Source organism: Gammaproteobacteria bacterium, assembly GCA_013697705.1.
Classification (GTDB): Bacteria; Pseudomonadota; Gammaproteobacteria; order UBA6002; family UBA6002; genus UBA6002.
On sequence record JACCWJ010000005.1, the window covers coordinates 28,514 to 47,146 of the forward strand.

Annotated in this window: 19 protein-coding genes; 15 read left to right on the plus strand and 4 right to left on the minus strand. The window is 37.4% G+C overall.

Going from position 1 to position 18,633, the window contains the following annotated elements; all coding sequences use genetic code 11:
* Positions 1-35: 35 nt before the first annotated feature.
* The 10 genes from hypD (at position 36) to H0U71_01750 (ending at position 8,940) form a co-directional block, all read left to right on the plus strand.
* Positions 36-1,157 carry a hydrogenase formation protein HypD gene (gene hypD / locus H0U71_01705; protein ID MBA2653765.1) on the plus strand — a complete coding sequence of 374 codons (1,122 nt, stop codon included), beginning with the start codon at positions 36-38 and terminating at the stop codon, positions 1,155-1,157.
* 13 nt (positions 1,158-1,170) lie between these two features.
* Positions 1,171-2,238, plus strand: coding sequence for a hydrogenase expression/formation protein HypE (gene hypE, locus H0U71_01710; protein ID MBA2653766.1), 1,068 nt, complete (start codon positions 1,171-1,173; stop codon positions 2,236-2,238).
* A 21-nt stretch (positions 2,239-2,259) separates the two neighbouring features.
* On the plus strand, positions 2,260-3,408 hold the full coding sequence (locus tag H0U71_01715) for a 4Fe-4S dicluster domain-containing protein (protein ID MBA2653767.1): 1,149 nt from the start codon (positions 2,260-2,262) through the stop codon (positions 3,406-3,408).
* Positions 3,401-4,240: an FAD/NAD(P)-binding protein gene (locus H0U71_01720; protein MBA2653768.1), complete on the plus strand. Its 840-nt coding sequence runs from the start codon at positions 3,401-3,403 to the stop codon at positions 4,238-4,240. The genes H0U71_01715 and H0U71_01720 overlap by 8 nt, the downstream gene beginning before the upstream one ends.
* Position 4,241: 1 nt before the next feature.
* Entirely contained in the window at positions 4,242-5,066 is an 825-nt protein-coding gene (locus H0U71_01725) for a sulfhydrogenase subunit delta (GenBank protein ID MBA2653769.1), read from the plus strand.
* Positions 5,067-5,075: 9 nt separating this feature from the next.
* Positions 5,076-6,368 (plus strand): Ni/Fe hydrogenase subunit alpha, encoded by a 1,293-nt coding sequence (locus H0U71_01730; protein ID MBA2653770.1) that lies wholly within the window; start codon positions 5,076-5,078, stop codon positions 6,366-6,368.
* A complete protein-coding gene (locus H0U71_01735; protein MBA2653771.1) occupies positions 6,365-6,838 on the plus strand; it encodes a hydrogenase maturation protease in 474 nt (157 codons plus the stop codon). The genes H0U71_01730 and H0U71_01735 overlap by 4 nt, the downstream gene beginning before the upstream one ends.
* Positions 6,839-6,854: 16 nt before the next feature.
* Positions 6,855-7,820 carry a hypothetical protein gene (locus H0U71_01740; protein ID MBA2653772.1) on the plus strand — a complete coding sequence of 322 codons (966 nt, stop codon included), beginning with the start codon at positions 6,855-6,857 and terminating at the stop codon, positions 7,818-7,820.
* Between the two features lie 163 nt (positions 7,821-7,983).
* The gene (locus tag H0U71_01745; protein ID MBA2653773.1) at positions 7,984-8,133 is read left to right on the plus strand and encodes a CBS domain-containing protein; all 150 of its coding nucleotides are present in this window, start codon (positions 7,984-7,986) and stop codon (positions 8,131-8,133) included.
* Between the two features lie 84 nt (positions 8,134-8,217).
* Positions 8,218-8,940, plus strand: coding sequence for a DUF1003 domain-containing protein (locus H0U71_01750; protein ID MBA2653774.1), 723 nt, complete (start codon positions 8,218-8,220; stop codon positions 8,938-8,940).
* 127 nt (positions 8,941-9,067) lie between these two features.
* Here H0U71_01750 and H0U71_01755 read toward each other — a convergent pair whose 3' ends face one another.
* Positions 9,068-10,375 carry an amino acid permease gene (locus tag H0U71_01755; protein MBA2653775.1) on the minus strand — a complete coding sequence of 436 codons (1,308 nt, stop codon included), beginning with the start codon at positions 10,373-10,375 and terminating at the stop codon, positions 9,068-9,070.
* 115 nt (positions 10,376-10,490) lie between these two features.
* On the opposite strand from H0U71_01755, the gene H0U71_01760 reads away from it, so the two are divergent.
* Positions 10,491-11,264 carry a transglycosylase SLT domain-containing protein gene (locus H0U71_01760; GenBank protein MBA2653776.1) on the plus strand — a complete coding sequence of 258 codons (774 nt, stop codon included), beginning with the start codon at positions 10,491-10,493 and terminating at the stop codon, positions 11,262-11,264.
* A 3-nt stretch (positions 11,265-11,267) separates the two neighbouring features.
* Positions 11,268-11,816 (plus strand): hypothetical protein, encoded by a 549-nt coding sequence (locus H0U71_01765; protein MBA2653777.1) that lies wholly within the window; start codon positions 11,268-11,270, stop codon positions 11,814-11,816.
* Here the strand turns inward: H0U71_01765 and H0U71_01770 are convergent.
* The 3 genes from H0U71_01770 to H0U71_01780 form a co-directional block, all read right to left on the minus strand.
* Entirely contained in the window at positions 11,813-12,151 is a 339-nt protein-coding gene (locus tag H0U71_01770) for a hypothetical protein (protein ID MBA2653778.1), read from the minus strand. The two genes, H0U71_01765 and H0U71_01770, sit on opposite strands and share 4 nt — an antisense overlap.
* A 195-nt stretch (positions 12,152-12,346) precedes the next feature.
* On the minus strand, positions 12,347-13,342 hold the full coding sequence (locus tag H0U71_01775; GenBank protein MBA2653779.1) for an aminoglycoside phosphotransferase family protein: 996 nt from the start codon (positions 13,340-13,342) through the stop codon (positions 12,347-12,349).
* Positions 13,342-14,880: a hypothetical protein gene (locus H0U71_01780; protein MBA2653780.1), complete on the minus strand. Its 1,539-nt coding sequence runs from the start codon at positions 14,878-14,880 to the stop codon at positions 13,342-13,344. The genes H0U71_01775 and H0U71_01780 overlap by 1 nt, the downstream gene beginning before the upstream one ends.
* Positions 14,881-15,391: 511 nt before the next feature.
* Between H0U71_01780 and H0U71_01785 the strand changes: the two genes are divergently transcribed.
* From H0U71_01785 to H0U71_01795, 3 genes are read left to right on the plus strand one after another with little or no spacing between them, the layout of a single operon-like run.
* Entirely contained in the window at positions 15,392-16,630 is a 1,239-nt protein-coding gene (locus H0U71_01785) for an integrase family protein (GenBank protein MBA2653781.1), read from the plus strand.
* The gene (locus H0U71_01790; protein ID MBA2653782.1) at positions 16,614-17,684 is read left to right on the plus strand and encodes a DUF1016 domain-containing protein; all 1,071 of its coding nucleotides are present in this window, start codon (positions 16,614-16,616) and stop codon (positions 17,682-17,684) included. Before H0U71_01785 ends, H0U71_01790 begins: the two co-directional genes overlap by 17 nt.
* 12 nt (positions 17,685-17,696) lie before the next feature.
* Positions 17,697-18,545 (plus strand): hypothetical protein, encoded by an 849-nt coding sequence (locus tag H0U71_01795; GenBank protein ID MBA2653783.1) that lies wholly within the window; start codon positions 17,697-17,699, stop codon positions 18,543-18,545.
* Positions 18,546-18,633: the final 88 nt, after the last annotated feature.

Sequence of the window (18,633 nt, forward strand, 5' to 3'; positions counted from 1 at the left end):
GTAGAATCAATATGGACGACTAAAGGAGTTAATTAATGGACTATATTGATGATTTTCGAAATGGAAAATTAGCGAGAGCTCTCGCAAAAACAATCGCGTATGAAGTGGATCCTCTGCGCCATTATAAGTTTATGGAATTTTGTGGTGGTCATACTCATGCCATCCATCGTTATGGCATCCCTAGCTTGCTACCCAAAAATGTCGAAATGATTCATGGGCCGGGCTGTCCTGTCTGTGTGCTTCCTATGGCACGAATCGATAATGCCATTGCACTAGCACAAATGGCTAATGTTATTCTATGCAGCTATGGTGATATGTTGCGGGTACCAGGTGCTGATAAGAACAGTCTGCTAAAAACAAAGGCTAAAGGTGCAGACGTACGTATGATTTATTCTGTAGATGATGCCCTATCCATTGCTCAAAAGAATCCAAGTAAAAATGTAGTTTTTTTCGCCATTGGTTTTGAAACAACAACCCCTCCTACTGCGGCTGCTTTAATTAGAGCAAGACAACTTGAGCTGAAAAATTTTTTTGTGTTTTGTAACCACGTATTAACTCCACCTGCACTGGAAAGCATTTTGCAAGCTCAAAATAACGAAATAGATTCTATACCTTTGGATGGTTTTATTGGACCTGCGCATGTGAGCATTGTCATTGGCAGTCAAGCGTATGAAGCTGTGGGTAAAAAATACAAAAAATCCATCGTTATTTCAGGTTTTGAGCCGTTGGATGTATTGCATTCAATATTAATGTTGATAAGGCAGCTTAATGAAAATCGTTGTGAAGTTGAAAATCAATACAAGCGAGCGGTTAATATTGAAGGTAATTTGAAAACCCAATCCATAATGGCAGAAACATTAGAACTTCGCTCAAGTTTCGAATGGCGTGGCCTAGGGTGGATTCCAAACAGTGCCTTACAAATAAAAGCCCCTTATCGTTCTTTTGATGCTGAATATCAATTTCAATTGCCTCCTTCTACTGGAACAGAGCACAAAGCATGTGAATGTGGTGCCATTTTACGAGGTGTAAAAAAACCAACAGATTGCAAGTTGTTTGCGAAAGTGTGTACTCCTGAGAATCCATTAGGTTCATGTATGGTGTCATCAGAGGGCGCATGCGCTGCTGTTTATGCTTATAGTCGAGCAGATATTCATTGATAGGATTGTATTAATGTTACTAGAACGAAAATTACCAGTACGCAAAAAAAAATACGGATCACGTTTAGATATTGAAAATGGATGTATAGATCTTAGCCATGGCAGTGGTGGTAGGGCGACAGCGCAATTAATTGACGAATTATTTTTAGTTGCTTTTGATAATGAATGGCTCGCACAAAAAAACGATCAAGCTTGTTTCAATATTAATTCAGGTCGAATGGTAATGGCAACGGATGCTCATGTCGTTTCTCCATTATTTTTTCCGGGTGGGGATATAGGGAGCTTAGCTATACATGGCACAATTAACGATATTGCCATGGCTGGAGCGCAACCACTTTATTTATCAGTGAGCTTTATTTTAGAAGAAGGCTTGCCATTAAAGGATTTGCAGCGAATTGTCATTTCAATGGCAACAGCAGCTGCACAAGCAAATGTGCCTATCGTTACTGGCGATACAAAAGTTGTTGAACGTGGGAAAGGTGATGGTGTTTTTATTACCTCAACTGGGATTGGGATGGTGCCTGAAGGAATTCATATCTCGGGAGATCGTGCTCGTCCTGGCGATCATGTTCTAGTGAGTGGTTATATGGGTGACCACGGAGTTGCCATAATGTCACATCGCGCTAATTTACAATTTAACACTACCATTACTTCGGACACAGCCGCGTTAAATGATTTAGTGGCAACCATGATTGCAGCGGTTCCCAATATTCGCTGCTTACGTGATCCCACCCGTGGTGGTATAGCAACTGTTTTAAATGAATGGACAGAGCAGTCTAATGTCGGATTTTTAATTGAGGAAGAGAAAATTCCAGTGCGTGAGGAAGTCGCAAGTGCGTGTGAATTATTAGGTTTGGATGCACTGTATGTGGCAAACGAAGGAAAACTTGTTGCTATTTGTGGTCCAGAGGATTCCGCAAAATTGTTGCAAGTCATGCAAGCTCATCCATTAGCAAAACATGCAGCCATCATAGGAGAAGTAATTGAGGATCCACGTCATTTTGTACATTTGAAAACAGGGTTTGGAGGTATGCGCATTGTGGATTGGTTAGTAGGAGAGCAGTTGCCTCGCATCTGCTAGTTATAATAGGAAAAATATTTTATGGATGATGTTTATTATTTGCCAAGCGATCAATTTCAAAATTTACTATCACAATTGAAAACTTCTGGATATTCCTGTGTTGGTCCACAAGTCCGCGATAGTGCCATTGTCTATGATGTTCTTGAGAACGCAACTCAATTACCTTGGGGTATGCGTGATCATCAAAAACCAGGGGAGTATCGTCTAGAAAAGATTCCACAACATGAGGCGTTTTCCTTCGCCAATGGACCACAGGCAATTAAACCTTGGCTTTTTAAAGCACGCGAAACATTGTGGAAGGTAGGACGCAATCAAGAGGGTAAATTGGAATTTTATCCAGAACAGGCAAAAGAAAAACCTATTGCATTTATTGGAGCTCGTTCCTGCGACTTAGTTGCAATGGAAATCCAAGATAAAGTTTTTTTAGAAAAAAAGCACGTGGATTTACTTTATAAAACACGTCGTGAAAATATGTTTATTGTCGCAGTCAATTGTACTTATTCATCGGATAATTGTTTTTGTGTATCTGCGGGGACAGGACCCAATGTTAAAAGTAATAATGATATCGCAATGACAGAAATAAGTGACGGTTTTATTATGCGATCAGGTAGTGAAAAAGGGAAAAGTATTGTAGAGAATTTGTTTCTCCAATTAGCAACGGTCGAACAACAACAACAAGCACAACAACGTGTTATCAATGCAGGTAAAATGCAGACCAAAAAGATTCCTGTGAATAACACAGGCAGCTTGCGGGATATTTTATTCTCTAATCTTGATCATCCGAGATGGGATGAGGTGGCGCAGCGTTGTTTGTCTTGTGGGAATTGCACTCAAGTTTGTCCAACATGTTTTTGCCACAGCGAGCATGACACGCCCAGTCTAGATGGTAATAGCAGTGAACATCAACGTGAATGGGATTCCTGTTTTACAGCAGGCCACAGTCTCTTAAATGGCAAGGTTCTTCGAGAGGATACTCGCAAAAGATATCGTCAATGGTTAACTCATAAAGTGGGAAGTTGGTTTGACCAATTTGATACTAGTGGCTGTGTGGGATGCGGTCGTTGTGTCACCTGGTGTCCTGTGGGTATCGATATTACGGAAGAATTAGCAGCAATTACCGGTGAATCAAATGTAGTCACAAGTGAAGATTCTAAACATGGCAATGAATAATACTAATCTCTATTTGCCACACGAAGTGAAAGTTGTGGAGAGAATTCAAGAATCACCAACGGTATTTACCTTGCGAGTGCAGTTTACCGACTTTCAATTACAAAAGGAATTTGTGTTTCAACCTGGTCAATTCAATATGCTTTATTTATATGGTGTGGGCGAGGTTGCGATTTCCATTGTATCAGATCCAGAAAATAGTCAACTTTATGATCATACTATTCGTGCTATTGGACGTGTCACAAGAGGGTTGGAGCAGCTACAAAGAGGTGATTATTTGGGTATTCGTGGGCCATTTGGTCGGGGTTGGCCTTTAGCGCTTGCTCAAAATAAAGATGTTGTGATTATCACGGGAGGACTTGGGTGCGCGCCAGTTGTTTCAGTAATCAATTATATTGCGTTACGGCGTGATCAATACGGAAAATTAATAATTTTACAAGGCTTAAAGCATAGTGACGATTTTATTTTTCGTCATCGTTATGGTGAGTGGCAAAAAATGTTCGACACAGAAGTTTTTATTGCTGCAGATGTAAGTGTGCCTGGTTGGCCATGGTATACAGGGCATATCACGGATATGACGCGTCAATTGTCATTGAATGAAAATAATACGATTGTCATGATGTGCGGGCCTGAGATCATGATGAAAGTGGCTATCAAGGAATTGCTCGCAAAAAATATTCCTGAGGAGAATATTTTTTTAAGTATGGAACGTAATATGGAATGTGGAGTAGGTCACTGTGGCCATTGCCAGTATGGAGGATTATTTGTATGCAAAGATGGTCCAATTTTTCAATATCCTGAAATTAAAGCGCTATTGATGGAGCCAGGGTTTTAAAATGCTGCCAATAAAAAGCCATCAAACACAAAAGCCAAAAATTGGAGTGTACAAATTTACTTCTGATGATGGGTGCCAATTGGCATTTTTAAATGCAGGAGACGAATTTCTTCTTTTGACTGAGCTAGTTGATATTGTTCATTTTGCAGAAGCAGGTGTTGTTGATATTGACGCAAAAGTTGACATTGCTTTTATTGAAGGCAGTATTTCTACTCCCGATGAATTGCAAAGGATCAAAAAAATTCGTGTCAATAGTCAATATCTTATTACCATTGGAGCCTGTGCTACAGCAGGTGGAATCCAAGCTTTACGCAATTTTGTAGACGTTAAGGAATGGATGTCGAGTATTTATGCATCCCCTGCGTTTATTCAAACATTAGTATCGTCGACTTCTATTTCTGAACACGTGCGGGTGGATTTGGAAATCTGGGGCTGTCCGATTAACACTAAACAAATACTCGATGCCATCCGTTCTTTATTATTCGGTGTACATCCTGCTATTAAACGAGATGCTGTTTGTATGGAATGTAAACGGATAAACAATGTATGTGTATTAGTTTCAAAAGGGGAGCCTTGCATGGGACCAGTCACTATGACAGGTTGTGGTGCACTATGCCCAAGCGTTGGGCGGGCTTGCTATGCTTGTTATGGTCCAAAAGAAGACTCTAATCCAAATTCTTTGGGACGGTGGTTTGAAGGATTTGGGTTATTACCAGAAAAAATTTCACGATTATTTTTGCACATTAATAATCAAGCTCCTGCATTTTTAAAAGCGGGTAATGAGTTTAAAGGCATTAAAATTGTTATTGATAAAAAAGAAATCTAGGATTTACATATGACTCAAGGTTCTATATCCATTCCAATTCTTGCACGTGTTGAAGGTGAGGGGGCTTTAGAGTTACAAATTCAAAATAATCAGATTGTTAAATTGGAGCTGAGGATTTTCGAGCCACCTCGTTTATTTGAAAAATTTTTAGAAGGCCGAGGTTATGAAGAAGTATTAGACATTGTTGCACGTATTTGCGGAATTTGTCCTGTCGCTTATCAAATGAGTGCCGTCCATGCGCTGGAAAATATTTTTGCAATTGATCCGGGAACATGGGTACGAGAAATGAGACGCTTATTTTATTGTGGTGAATGGTTGGGTAGTCATAGTACGCATATTCATTTATTAGCCATTCCTGATTTCTTTGGTTTTAAATCTGCTTATGAAATGGCAAAAAAATATCCTGAAGAAATTCGGCGAGGTTTGCGCTTACAAGCATTGGGAAGTGAAACTATAAAACTTTTGGGTGGTCGCAGCGTGCATCCAGTGGGCGCCTGTGTTGGGGGTTTTTTTCGAGCACCCACCATGCAAGAAAGGGACTCGCTATTAAAACGATTTTACGAAGGACTAAAAGATGCAGAAGAATTATTGCAGTGGGTAGCACAAATACCTTTTCCCAACGAAGAAGAAGATTTCACCTGTGTTTCATTACAACATCCAGCTGAGTATCCCATTAACGAAGGGAATATTGTCTCTGATACAGGTTTAAATATTGCTATTGATAATTTTAATGATTACGTTCAAGAATATCAGGTTCCTTATTCAAATGCTTTACATTGCACACTAGAAGGAAAGTCTTATTTGGTAGGTCCCTTGGCAAGAGTTAATTTAAATTATCATCGATTACCTAAATCTTTAAGAGACATGATCGCAAAGACAGGAATACAATTTCCCAGTAAAAATATGTTCTATAGCATCATCGCTCGAGCGATTGAAATTTGTTATGGAGTATTAGAATCAATACGAATATTAGAAAATTACTCTTATCAAAGTTCGCCACGAATCGAAAAAATTATCCCTCGTGCTGGCGTTGGTTATGGTTGCACCGAAGCACCTCGAGGAATTCTCTGGCATTCTTATGAATTAGATGAACAAGGATTAGTAACTAAGGCACGTATTGTAGCGCCAACAGGCCAAAATCAAGTGCGTATAGAAGAAAATCTTCGATTTTCATTACAAAAATACGGTCTTGCACGATCAAATGATGAACTGCGTTTGCACAGCGAAATGATTATTCGTAATTACGATCCCTGTATATCTTGTTCGACTCACTTTTTAGATTTGCGTGTCAAAAGAATATGATGAAAGTCCGTGTGATTGGAATTGGGTCACCTTTTGGTGATGATAGGATAGGGTGGAAAGTTGTGTCCATTTTGCAACAGAAAAAAAATATTCAAAAATTTATTCCTAATCAACTGCAAATAGAATGTTCTGATAGACCTGGCCTTGATTTATTAAATTTACTGCAGGGAGCAGAAACGGCTTTTCTTGTTGATGCAGTGAAAACAGGTGCTTCAAAGACAACTATACATCGTTTTGAAAATAGTGAAATCGAAAAAATAGAAACACCTTTATCGAGTCATAGTTTTGGAATTGGTCAGACATTGAAGTTGGGGAAGCTTGTGTCCGAGTTACCTGGAATGATTGTTCTTTTTGGAATTGAAATCGAAAATATTTCATCTCAATTTGAGATCAGTAAAGATTTGCAAGCAGCGATAGTGAGATTGAGTAATATTATTGAAAAGGAACTTCTAGCTGTCTTATCTGTATAAAGGAGTAATTTTTTAAATGCAACTTTTAAAGCAATTTTATATTTTAATTATTTTTTTTAATGTTGTTGCATGGGGAGTAGCCTTATTATTTTCTTCGAATGAGTTTGTCCAACTAGGTTTTTGTGTTGTTGCCTATACATTGGGATTACGACATGCATTCGACGCAGACCACATTAGCACTATTGATAATCTAACACGTAAGTTAATAGAGGAAAGGAAAAATCCGCAAATGGTGGGATTCTTTTTCTCTTTGGGGCATTCCACAGTTGTCATTATTTTATCATTGTTGGTTGCTATTTTATCAGAAAAAGTTTTCAGTAATTTCGAAATATTTAAAAAAGTGGGTTCTATTATTGGTGGTGGCTTTTCAGTTTTTTTCCTTTCATTGATAAGTTTATTAAATATTTATTTGTTTTTTCAAGTTATAAAAAGAATATATCTCTTGAAGAAAAATAAAGTAATATTGACACAAAGTCATTCACTAGCTATTTCCAACTCCTTCACAAATAAACTATTCCGATACATTAATAAAAATTATCAAATATATTTTGTTGGATTTATCTTTGGACTTGGTTTTGATACTGCGACTGAAATTGCTTTGCTGGGTATGTCAAGCTCACAGACAATTTATGGGATCCATTGGTGGTATATATTGATCTTGCCTATTTTATTTACTTCCGGTATGTGTTTAGTGGACACAACAGTGAGTTTGTTGAGTTTAATTACCTGTCGTTATGCAGTAATTAATCATAAAGTAGGCGGTTATTTTAATTTATTTATTACTTTATTTATTTCATTTACAGGATTAGGTATTGCTACCTGTGAATTTTTTCATGTGTCTACTCTTGGCAAGAATAAGCTTCCTCAGTTGTGGAACAGTGTTGAGTTGGTTATCAATCATTTTGGAGAAGTAGGAATTTTTATTACGTTTGTATTATTAATAAGTTGGATGTCGATGAAATATCTTGTGCGGTCTGTTTGATGTTAGAAAACTGTCTCTTAAAGTAACTAGGAAGAAAGTTTAATCAAGAAGAACAAAATGACTAAAACAGTAATAAACCAATTGGTATTTTTACAGATCTGGATATACCATAAAGATAATCGCAGAATAGGTTGATCATCAATCATTTGTTATCGGTGATGCAATGAGTCAAGATTTATTATTGAAAGATTACCAAGATGTACAAGAAGCTATTGATATGATGTGCGCCAAAGGTGTGCGCAGAGCTCCAATCGTTGATCAACATGATAATATTGTTGGAATTGCAACTGTAGATGATTTGGTTTACTCTTAGCTGACGAATTAGACAGCTTAGCTAGATTGATTCGTAGACGGTTAAATAAATAGAGTCTCAAAAATATAATAAATTTTTAAGAAAATGAACAATATAATTTGTCATATCACTAATAAAATAATAGAAGAAGGACATCGCGGAGATCTTATAAGAAAAGAAATCTTCAGACTCATTCAAAAAGATTATCCCGATTTCAGACAAGACTCCTATATTTCTATTGAAGAGCTTAATCACTATCGAAAAATTTATTTAGCAAGTTTGATCAAAAAGGAAACGCATGAATTAAATGACCTTGAACAAGAAGTGGTGGAGGCTATCTCTATCAATAAAATTCTTTCTAAGGATATTGAAATTGGCTTCGAAAAAGATTTAACTTTTGGGCAAAATCTTGCTGATAAATTTGCTAAATTTGCTGGTAGTTGGACCTTTATCATCTGTTTCTTTTTATTTATCACTTTCTGGGTAGTGGTGAATATTTTGTTATTAACAGTTAAGCCCTTTGATCCGTACCCTTTTATTCTTCTAAATTTAATTTTGTCCTGCTTAGCAGCCATTCAAGCACCAATTATTATCATGAGTCAAAATAGACTAGAAGAAAAAGACCGAAAGAGAGGGGAGCATGATTATAAAGTTAACCTCAAGGCTGAGCTTGAGATTCGTTTATTGGATGAGAAAATGGATCATTTGGTTATGCACCAATATAAAAGAATGCTTGAGGTACAAGAGCTGCAGATGGATTATCTTGAGGATATCTTAAAGCAATTTGAAGTAAATTCATCTATAGGTAATTCTCCTAAAACAAAATAAGAATTTTTCTAAACTTTTAAATAAAACCGAAACGCCAAATGATAAGCTAGTTTCATTTGTTGATTCTCCTTCATTCGAGGAATGCTTGTAGTTCCATTTTTACATGCCAGCTTGCCTAAGTTGTTTATTACATTCTCCACAAATAACTAGCGATGTAATGCCAAATAAGCCCCATGGCGATCAACCCTAAACCTATGCCCCAAATCATTGCAGGTACCCAAAAGGCTAGAAAGAGGCAAGCGATCAATCCTCCTATTGCGAAAGCAGGTGAATAAAGACGATCCTTTTTTGGTAAACGCAATGCTGCAAGATTTGTTATCGAGTAATAGATTAAAACCGTAAAGGCGCTAAATGCCCAGGTCGTTTCAACATTACCAGTCAAGGAGAGTCCGATGATCGCAATTCCCACACCGACAACAGGAGCAGCGGGTGCACGTCCTTTCTCGGAGACTTTGCCAAATAGAGGAGGTAGGTCACCCTTTCGACCCATAGCCAACACAACTCGAGACAGTCCAAGAATAAGATTCAATAATACCCCTAACATCGCTGTGCATGCACCCAGTGCTACAACCGTACTCAGCCCTGGCGTACCTATACCACGTGCAGCGATTTCTAGTGGCGTTGCTCGCCTTTGCGTCACTTGTGCTAGTTGTTCGACACCGACTGCGCCAACAGCAATCAAGCCAACTGCAATGTAAAGAATGCTACTTACTATAAGCGTGGCTATAATAGCGCGCGGGATGAAAATGCTTGGGTTTTTTACCTCCTCACCGAGTGTAGCGATACGTGCGTAACCCGTGTAAGCGACAAACATCAATGCAGTGGCGTAGAAAAAACCTCCAAGACTACCTTTGTTGGGTGAAGGAAAGAAAGGTCTCAGATTTTCTGCCCCGTGATGAAGAAAATCGGGTAACCCAAAGAGCACGAATGCCATGAGAGCTATTAAAGTCACTGATACAATGACAATATTTGTCCAATTAGAGAGCTTTAAACCGCTTAACACTAATAGTGTGAAAATGAAAGCTACAGTGACTGCTATGGGAATGATTGAAACTGAACCAAGCCCCAGTAAATGTAATAAGTAACCAGCAAATCCGAGTGCAGCTGTTGCTGCTGAAGCGGTTTTCGCACATAAGAACATCCAACCTGCTGTGAAACCGAGCCAAGGATGCAGATAACGATAACCGTATTCATATGTGCCACCACTCACTGCATGAGAAGCAGCAAGCTGGGCACTTGAGAAAGCATTGCAGGTTGCCACAATTGCCGCCAAGACTATGGCTAGCAAAACAGAAGGTCCAGCGGCACCTGCAGCTACTCCAATACTAACAAAAACGCCGGTACCTACTATAGAACCCAGCCCCATCATGGTTGCGCCGAATATTCCTAATTCACGCTTTAGTACGTGTTGTTTTGGTCTGCTCTTCATATTCATATTATGATGTTTGTTTCATATTAACTTGCTTAGATCCTTTAAAAAAATACTTTTTATCAAAATAACAAATTTTAAAAGATTAAACTAAGTTTTGTGGTAATAATAAGGAGTTTATATGTCAGAAGAATTTATTGCTGAAGCTACTTTAGGCGAAAAAAATTTAAAAGCTACTATCGAACCTGACCAAAAAATTCATCCATGGCGTATCTGTCCAATTGGAACTCATCTGGTTAAGGAACATGCTTTGCATGTACCACCTAGCAAAAAACATCCGGAAGGACTAACGGTGACCAGACACCAGCATTGTGCAAATAATCCCTCAAAAAAAGATTTATTAACTTTTGAGGAAATTCAGCAGATGTCTGGGCAGCATTTTAGAGATTTGATTGGTCCTCCCAGTTCAGGAATGCTAAAGTTTAAAAATGCCGATAAATTCGATCATTTAATCCGAGGCTGGGTTCATTATTGGAATGATATTTTTAACCCAATTGATCGATTAGATCCAAATTTAATTAAAGCACTTATAGCAACAGAATCTGGATTTGACACAACGGCTCAGAATGTTATCAAAAAAGTTCACGCTCGTGGTCTTATGCAAATTGTTGAAGTAACACACACAGCTATAGGCAACCATAAAGGAGAGTTGAGAAATTATTTAATCCAGGTATCAGTGAATGAATTATTCGATCCATCAGTCGGTATTTGTATAGGTGTGAGATGGTTATTTAGGAAGAAAGAAACTGCATCTCACAAATTACATCGTGATGCAACTTGGTTTGAAGTAGTAGCGGACTATAAAGATTATCTTAATAAGATAATAGATGGGAAAGAATATAATCATAAACCATTGGATGACTTGCTAGATTACTATAGTAAATTGGTGGAGTAACACATGAAAATATGGTTTATTTTTTTTGTTGTGCTTGGTTTTTCTTTTAGTGTTCATGCTTTAGATGGAGCTCTTAAGAAAAAATACGCTCTTTTATTGCTAACAGACGACTATGGAATTTTAAAAGAAGCTGATTTGGCTAGATATCAAAAGAAAATGAAATATGAAAAATTTTCTGCTAAGCATGATGGTCTTGTATACTGGCAATGTTTTCCACGTGACAAAATTGAAATTACACTTAAAGATATGGGTTATACAGCCGAAGAATTTGACAAAACAGATACAATTTCAGATATATTACTTACAGCATATAAAGAACCCGGTGTGAAGCATATTTATGTGATGAGAAGAGCCTATCCTATCAGTGCTTATCATGAAGTCTTTTTGCGTTGGGAAAAATTGATGAAAGGGGAGAAGTATGTTTGCTTAGCTGGTGAGTTTATTAGCCACGATGAGAAAATAAATGATGGAGTAAAGATAGAAGAGAATTATTGGACTTATGACAAAATTAAGACGAAAAAAGGTTCTAATTCCTATTTTGTGGAACATTAATGAAATAATAAAAAGCTCATGCTGGATGACCAATGATGGAAAACTTCCATATGAGCACCAAATCTAATTGGCAAATCTAGATCTGCAGCTAAATCTAGCATTATTGTCTCTGATAATGTCTCAAAAAAATTACATCTCCTAATATCTTGAATGAATCTTTCCTTTGCATGTTCAAATTTAGGAGCACGATAATATTCTTTGCGGAGTTTTTTTGTTTCTTTAGGTCTAGTATCTTGTTCGACAGTCACATTTTTAGCTTTCAATGATCGCCAAACTTCCGCGGGTACCGTTTTCTGGTGCCGACTATCAACTAATGGTGCTGTCCCTGGCAACATAACGGGGCCATTAACAGCTGCAGGCACAAAATTAATTGTAATGACATAGCACTGACCCAAATTGAAATCAATTTATTAGATGAAGTTGTTAAGTATAAAAAGATACCAACAAACGGAAAAAAAATATCTGACTATTTAATCATCATCGCAAAGCCCCTGGATGATTTAGCTGATATTTTATTTGGCGTATAGGTTTTAAAATAAATCCCAATTATCTACTGTGTCAGCAATCAATGATACCACATCCCGATTTAATTTCGGTCTTTCTGAAATAGGATTATAATGGGAGAGTTGTAATAAACAGAGTAAATCCATTAATTTTGCTTGCTTCTTCCATTTAACTGGCAATTGAAAGCCATTGGCTCGTATACCAGCGATGAAACTATTTTCGTAAGAGTCTGGTATTTTATGGCTGTATCTCAATGCCATGCCGATATCGAGCAAATAAGTGCCTGCAAAAGCAAACTCCCAATCAAGAATGGCAGCGATTTTCCACTTGTTATTAATCTGGGTGACTAGTATGTTAGCTGGATCATAATCAGCGTGTGTTAAATTTGCATTATTACTGTCCGGCAACAAAGTTGCATTGTCATTAACAAGATATGAAACAGCACTTAAAAGATTATCGCCTAAACTTTCTTTGATAGTCCTATCTTGTAAAAGGTTTAATACGTATGGAAGATATTGTTCTTCTTGATTAAATGGTTGAATTGTTAATTCCTTTTGAAAAAAACCGCCTTCTGAAAATTTGATTTGTCGCATTATGTCTAGATAATTTCCCATTTCAAAAGCACATGCTATGATAGCTGATTTATTCTTCTTTAAAATAATTTCTCGCATCAATATTCCGTCAACCCATTCCATCACAGAATAAGGATAAGAGAAATTAGTGCATTGATCATTAGAATAAAAATGTGCAGGAACAGGGATTTTATCGGCAACTAGTTTATGAATAGCAATTTCACGAGCAAGTGCAGATTTTTCTCGCATATAAATACGGATAACAACGGGTGAACGATTATTTTTAAACGACACCTTATAATTGGTGTTTGCACAACCTTCAGATAATAGAACTAGTTTATCAATCATATCATTAGTGTATGGAGCGAGTAGATGGATTGCAGTACTGACATCTAAATCAATATGTGCCTTAAAACGCTCCCAATGACTTTTAAGAATCGGTGTGTCCATTATTTTGCTGTTCTTAAACTTGTGAAAGAAAAATTAATTTTTAGAGAAGAAAGTTCTCGCTTTATTCTTTCAAACCGCCGTTTTGCTTGATGGTGCAGCTTATCTGTTTTGGTCAAAATTAGTTTATGTGGCGATCCGGTACGTTCTGTTTGATGTGTGACTGCGATTCCAAGATCATCAATGATACCGTGAATATGAGCGCGCCGATCTTGATTTAAAGGCCATATTTTATTTCTTTGATCACTCGAATATAAAAATTCTGTAAGAACAGCACAATCTTGGCAATTACATGGTAGTTTTTCTTTTATTGACCAGTCATCTTCATGGCGCAGGCCTCGGTTATGCTCTTTCTCCAGCGATTCTAGAATGTAGTTGAACAATTTAGGATATTGCCGTTGCTTCAGGTCATCTTTTCCTTTAAAACAATTCAGTACATTAATTAAATCAAGCGCCGGATACAATTCGCTCTCTGTTATGATGTAGTTGATTCCAGCAATTTGCATTACAGTATTATTAACAACGTCACATGCATTAATGAAATCGATAATTTCATTGATTCGTTCGGCAGTTCCCTTGAGCAACTCCACGCGACTCATTGATTGTTTGCAGTCCTTATTATTTCCTTTTATCTGCTGTAATTGATAGGTAAGTAGCCAATCCGTTAAGGGTTGATGGTGATCATTATTGCTAGACAAATTAACGATTGTCTGAAATAAGTTTTCACATTGAGTAGGACTATTCCAATGGTTTTTAGAGCTTGTCCACAATTTGAAGGTGTCAAGACACCATGAGCTTCCATATGCTTTTTGTAAGGAGGGTATAATTGAAGCTGTTTTGGGAGATAACACTTCAATATCAAAATGTTCAATTATGGCTTTTGCTAGCTGTGAGTCATTAATGTATAACGCCAGCTTAAAAAGAGCTGCAATCAGTGAAGGTTCACGATTTCCTCGCAGGCACGACCAGTAGGGCAGCAAACTAGTAATGATTTCGTGAACTTGCTTCACATAAGCACGCTTTTGCGATAGTTTCTGCAATTGCTTGATAACATGATTTGGGTCAATGATAAAAAGCATAGGATAATGATCTTGCTTACGCCAAAGAATGATGGCAGCTCTGTGATACCAACGATCCATTTCTGAGTCTTGATGAGGAGCGAAAAACTGCCCAGGCTCATAGATCAGAAGATTATGAAGGTCTGCTTTTAGTAAGGCACTTTCTGGTAATCCTAGATCTACTTTGAGTAAATTCAGGAGAGAATTGAAGACCTGTTTCCAGGAGCGATCTATTTTTATCTTGTTATTTGGGATTTCCCATGCATGACGCACCTTCTCGTCTAGAATAGTTTGATCACGCCAACCAAACTTTGCAGGTTTGGCATGCTTAATCAGATTGTTTGAATTTCGTGCGCTAAGCGGTAATTTTAACTGGCCAAACCCTTTGATTTCTAATTGTAATTGGTCAATTGATACTGATCTTTTGGCCCAAAAAGAGCCATGTGTCTGAATTTTTTGAAGTGATGCTATGATATCTTCCATGACGCTTGCTCCTGGGTGCCTAACTCTGTCATAAATGTGCAAGTTTTGAATATTTAGATAGCTTAAGCAAGGTATTTGATATGACTAAACTAAATTATCGATCGATTGTGGATTACAGGTCTAAGTGATTGAGAGAGCTGCTTGTATAAAAGGGGAAGAATGGGGATTGTCAGAGAGTTTTGAACTCCAGGATTTGAGCTTGTGGGTATTATTGAAGTAGATGGCAAGCCATTTATTTTTCCAAAATTTTTCCAAACTAAAATTGTCTGCGTCGCTCTTGTTTGTAGCCACCTGATTTTAAAGCTGAATTTGGTGGGCCCGCTTGGACTCGAACCAAGGACCAAGGGATTATGAGTTCCAAAAATATTGTTTCTGTGGAATTCTATATTTTTCTATTTATTTCTAAAAAATGTTTACAATCAGTTATCTAATACATATAATCCCTCCCAATTATTTCTATCTATTTCTATATAATCCTTCTACATAGCTTCTACATAAGAATGGAGAACAAATGAAGCTAACTAAAGCATTTGTTGATAAAGCGCAACCGCCTAAAGAAAAAGACCAAATTTTTTACCGAGATGGGGAGCTGAAAGGTTTCGCATTACGCGTTACGGCAAGTGGTGTTAAGAGTTTTGTTGTTGAAACATTGATTGGTAACAAAGTGCGTCGGATGACGATTGGCCGTTATGGCAAGCTCACTACTGAGCAAGCACGAGTTGAGGCTAAAAAACTTTTAGGCAAAATTGCTTCTGGGATCGATCCTATTGCTGAACGTCAGCAGGCCAGAGCAAAATCGGTGACTTTGAAGGAAGTATTTGAGGATTATCTTAAAGCTCGAAAAGGTTTGAAGCCTACTACGGTATTTGATTATCAGCGGGTTATGAGAGAATCATTTGCAAATTGGCAAAATAAACCTCTGCTCGACATTACTAAAGATTTGGTTGCCAGACGCCATAGCAAATTAGGCGAGAATAGTCAGGCGCGCGCTAATTTATCGATGCGTGTGTTGCGAGCTTTATTTAATTTTGCGATGACTCAGTATGAAGATGCTCAGGGATGGTCACTTATTACGGATAATCCTGTTAGAAGGTTATCGCAATCACGCGCTTGGTATCGTGTCGAGCATCGTCAGAATTATATTAAACCGCATGAATTAGCACCTTGGTATGAGGGTGTGCAAAATCTTAAAAATGAAACTCTGCGTGATTATTTGTTATTGCTGGTTTTTACGGGATTACGACGGCAGGAAGGCGCGCAGCTTAAGTGGAGTCAAGTTGATTTAAGGGCGAGGACATTAACTATTGTTGACACTAAGAATCATGAATCGCATACGTTGCCGGTTTCTGATTATCTTTTTGAGTTATTAAGCAGACGAAAAGAAGTGGCGACTAGCCAGTTTGTTTTTCCTGGAGGAGGTGTCGGTGGTTACATCGTTGAACCCCGCAAACAGATGGACAAGGTAATCCAAACCTCTGGAATTTCTTTTATCCTTCATGATCTACGCCGCACCTTTATTACGATTGCTGAGAGCTTAGACATTTCGGCCTATGCGGTTAAACGTTTAGCTAACCATAAAATGAAACAAGATATCACTTCTAGTTACATTGTTACCGATGTTGAACGATTGCGAAAACCTATGCAGCAGATAACTGATTATTTGTTGAAGTGTATGGGTGTGCAGAAATCTGCAGAGATAATAACAATAAAACAATATGAAAAAGGAGTTGCTCATGGGGAAACAGCTTGAGAAAAAAGCATCATCACTAGATCTGGATAAGAATTATAAGGATTTCTTAGGTGGTATAAAAGAACGCTTAAAAACAGCTCAAATACGTGCAGCGCTGGCAGCGAACAGTGAGCTTATTAAGTTCTATTGGGAGCTTGGCACCGATTTAATAGAGAAGCAAAAAGCTCTAAAGTGGGGGGTACATTTTTTAGAGCAGTTTTCTCATGATATGAGGCTGGCTTTTCCCGAAATGCAGGGGTTTTCCGTCCGTAACCTGCAAAGAATGAAGCAGTTCGCCACTCTTTATCCCAATCTATCAATTACGACACAAGCTGTGTCGCAATTACCTTGGGGACATATTACGCGGCTAATGCAGATGGTCAAAGATGATTTACAAAGAGAATGGTATGCGCAACAAGCTATTAAAAATGGCTGGTCCCGAACAATATTGGAAATGCAGGTTGAAAGTGGTTTGTATGAACGCCAGGGAATTTTAACAAAGAAAATATCAAATTATCACCTGCACTTACCGCCTCCACAATCTGATTTAGCAAATGAAATTTTGAAAGACCCTTATAATTTCGATTTTCTTACTATTCACGGTCAAGCCTATGAAAGATCAGTCGAAGAAGGGTTAATCGCACATATACGTGATTTCTTGCTGGAGTTAGGTCAAGGGTTTGCATTTGTCGGCTCACAAGTGCCACTGACATTTGATGATCAAGAATTTTTTGTCGATTTACTTTTTTACCACTTAAATTTGCGCTGTTTTGTTGTTATTGAGCTCAAAGCAACAAAATTCAAACCTGAACATACAGGTCAACTCGGATTTTATCTTGCTGCTGTGGATGATTTGTTACGAAAGGAGGGTGATAACCAAACAATTGGAATACTGTTATGTAAATCGAAGAATAAAGTTATTGCTGAATATGCACTACGAAATATAAAAGCTCCTATTGGTGTTTCCGAATATACCTTAGCAAAAGCATTACCTAAGGAGCTCAAGACAAAGTTGCCGACAATTGAGCAGCTAGAGGCAGAGCTTAATAAGACTAATAGTGAAGACTCATACTAAGTAAGGATATTGATGAAGCAGCCGAATGAACTTAGTAAAAAAATATCAAAAATTAATAATAATAAAACAAAATATGCTGAAGAGGTATTAAAGATCCTATACCCTTACGCTAAAAATTATCTCTTATTATGGATTGAATCCGGCTTATACCCTTTGCACTTAAGTGAGACTAAGTCTGTTTCAGATAAAACATTCTCTGAATGCCAAGCTATTTTTAACGAAATTAATAAAGATCTATTTTCTAGTTGGATTAATAAAGCTACTAACTTTAAAGAAGCGAAGGAGAGGTTGGTTAAAAAGAAATTACTAGCTGGGAAATTACCTGAGGCCATACAAAATAATATATTTTTTTATACTAAGCAGTACGCACTTGAGATTATTACAGCAACAGCGATTTGTTGGTGTTGCTGTGTTGACGATTTAAATCAAGTTGTTTTTGTGGCTGTTGATTCACAAAAGTTTATAGATAAGCATAAAACCGATTTATTAATGCTAAGCCGCAATTTTGAGCTTGAATCGGACGGGGCCTTGTTTCGTGATCTCGTAGACAAATTAAATAATAAAGGAAGTATTTATAATTCAGGAAAACCCTATTCGTATCTATTAAGAGACCACCTGACGAAAAGAATTATGCAGTCTATGTTTGTTTTTTTTGGAAATGAAATTAATTGTAATATTGTAACTAACATTGCATTAGACATCACAGGAATATTTTTTTATCAGACAAAGCAAAAGCATGATGCAAATAAAATGGCCGAACTCATTAAAAATAATTGTATTAAAGAGTCAGCATCTCAAAGAAAGAGCTTCTTAGATATACCTGAGAGTCACATAGATCTATTTAGCGGCTGGACTGCTTAAAAAAGGCTAATCCAGCCGGCACTACATTGCATTTTCTTTCCATTACGATCTCTCTCGAATAACTTTTAATCGAGAAGAGGTAATTGTA

What these genes read in the sequence shown, in the direction of transcription:
- H0U71_01795 (MBA2653783.1), top strand. Translation starts at nt 17,697, where the DNA reads ATGAAGCAGCCGAATGAACTTAGTAAAAAAATATCAAAAATTAATAAT.
- H0U71_01725 (MBA2653769.1), top strand. Translation starts at nt 4,242, where the DNA reads ATGCTGCCAATAAAAAGCCATCAAACACAAAAGCCAAAAATTGGAGTG.
- H0U71_01775 (MBA2653779.1), bottom strand. Translation starts at nt 13,342, where the DNA reads ATGGACACACCGATTCTTAAAAGTCATTGGGAGCGTTTTAAGGCACAT.
- hypD (MBA2653765.1), top strand. Translation starts at nt 36, where the DNA reads ATGGACTATATTGATGATTTTCGAAATGGAAAATTAGCGAGAGCTCTC.
- H0U71_01730 (MBA2653770.1), top strand. Translation starts at nt 5,076, where the DNA reads ATGACTCAAGGTTCTATATCCATTCCAATTCTTGCACGTGTTGAAGGT.
- H0U71_01715 (MBA2653767.1), top strand. Translation starts at nt 2,260, where the DNA reads ATGGATGATGTTTATTATTTGCCAAGCGATCAATTTCAAAATTTACTA.
- H0U71_01745 (MBA2653773.1), top strand. Translation starts at nt 7,984, where the DNA reads ATGAGTCAAGATTTATTATTGAAAGATTACCAAGATGTACAAGAAGCT.
- H0U71_01770 (MBA2653778.1), bottom strand. Translation starts at nt 12,151, where the DNA reads ATGTTGCCAGGGACAGCACCATTAGTTGATAGTCGGCACCAGAAAACG.
- H0U71_01750 (MBA2653774.1), top strand. Translation starts at nt 8,218, where the DNA reads ATGAACAATATAATTTGTCATATCACTAATAAAATAATAGAAGAAGGA.
- H0U71_01785 (MBA2653781.1), top strand. Translation starts at nt 15,392, where the DNA reads ATGAAGCTAACTAAAGCATTTGTTGATAAAGCGCAACCGCCTAAAGAA.
- H0U71_01735 (MBA2653771.1), top strand. Translation starts at nt 6,365, where the DNA reads ATGATGAAAGTCCGTGTGATTGGAATTGGGTCACCTTTTGGTGATGAT.
- hypE (MBA2653766.1), top strand. Translation starts at nt 1,171, where the DNA reads ATGTTACTAGAACGAAAATTACCAGTACGCAAAAAAAAATACGGATCA.
- H0U71_01720 (MBA2653768.1), top strand. Translation starts at nt 3,401, where the DNA reads ATGAATAATACTAATCTCTATTTGCCACACGAAGTGAAAGTTGTGGAG.
- H0U71_01780 (MBA2653780.1), bottom strand. Translation starts at nt 14,880, where the DNA reads ATGGAAGATATCATAGCATCACTTCAAAAAATTCAGACACATGGCTCT.
- H0U71_01790 (MBA2653782.1), top strand. Translation starts at nt 16,614, where the DNA reads ATGGGGAAACAGCTTGAGAAAAAAGCATCATCACTAGATCTGGATAAG.
- H0U71_01760 (MBA2653776.1), top strand. Translation starts at nt 10,491, where the DNA reads ATGTCAGAAGAATTTATTGCTGAAGCTACTTTAGGCGAAAAAAATTTA.
- H0U71_01740 (MBA2653772.1), top strand. Translation starts at nt 6,855, where the DNA reads ATGCAACTTTTAAAGCAATTTTATATTTTAATTATTTTTTTTAATGTT.
- H0U71_01755 (MBA2653775.1), bottom strand. Translation starts at nt 10,375, where the DNA reads ATGAATATGAAGAGCAGACCAAAACAACACGTACTAAAGCGTGAATTA.
- H0U71_01765 (MBA2653777.1), top strand. Translation starts at nt 11,268, where the DNA reads ATGAAAATATGGTTTATTTTTTTTGTTGTGCTTGGTTTTTCTTTTAGT.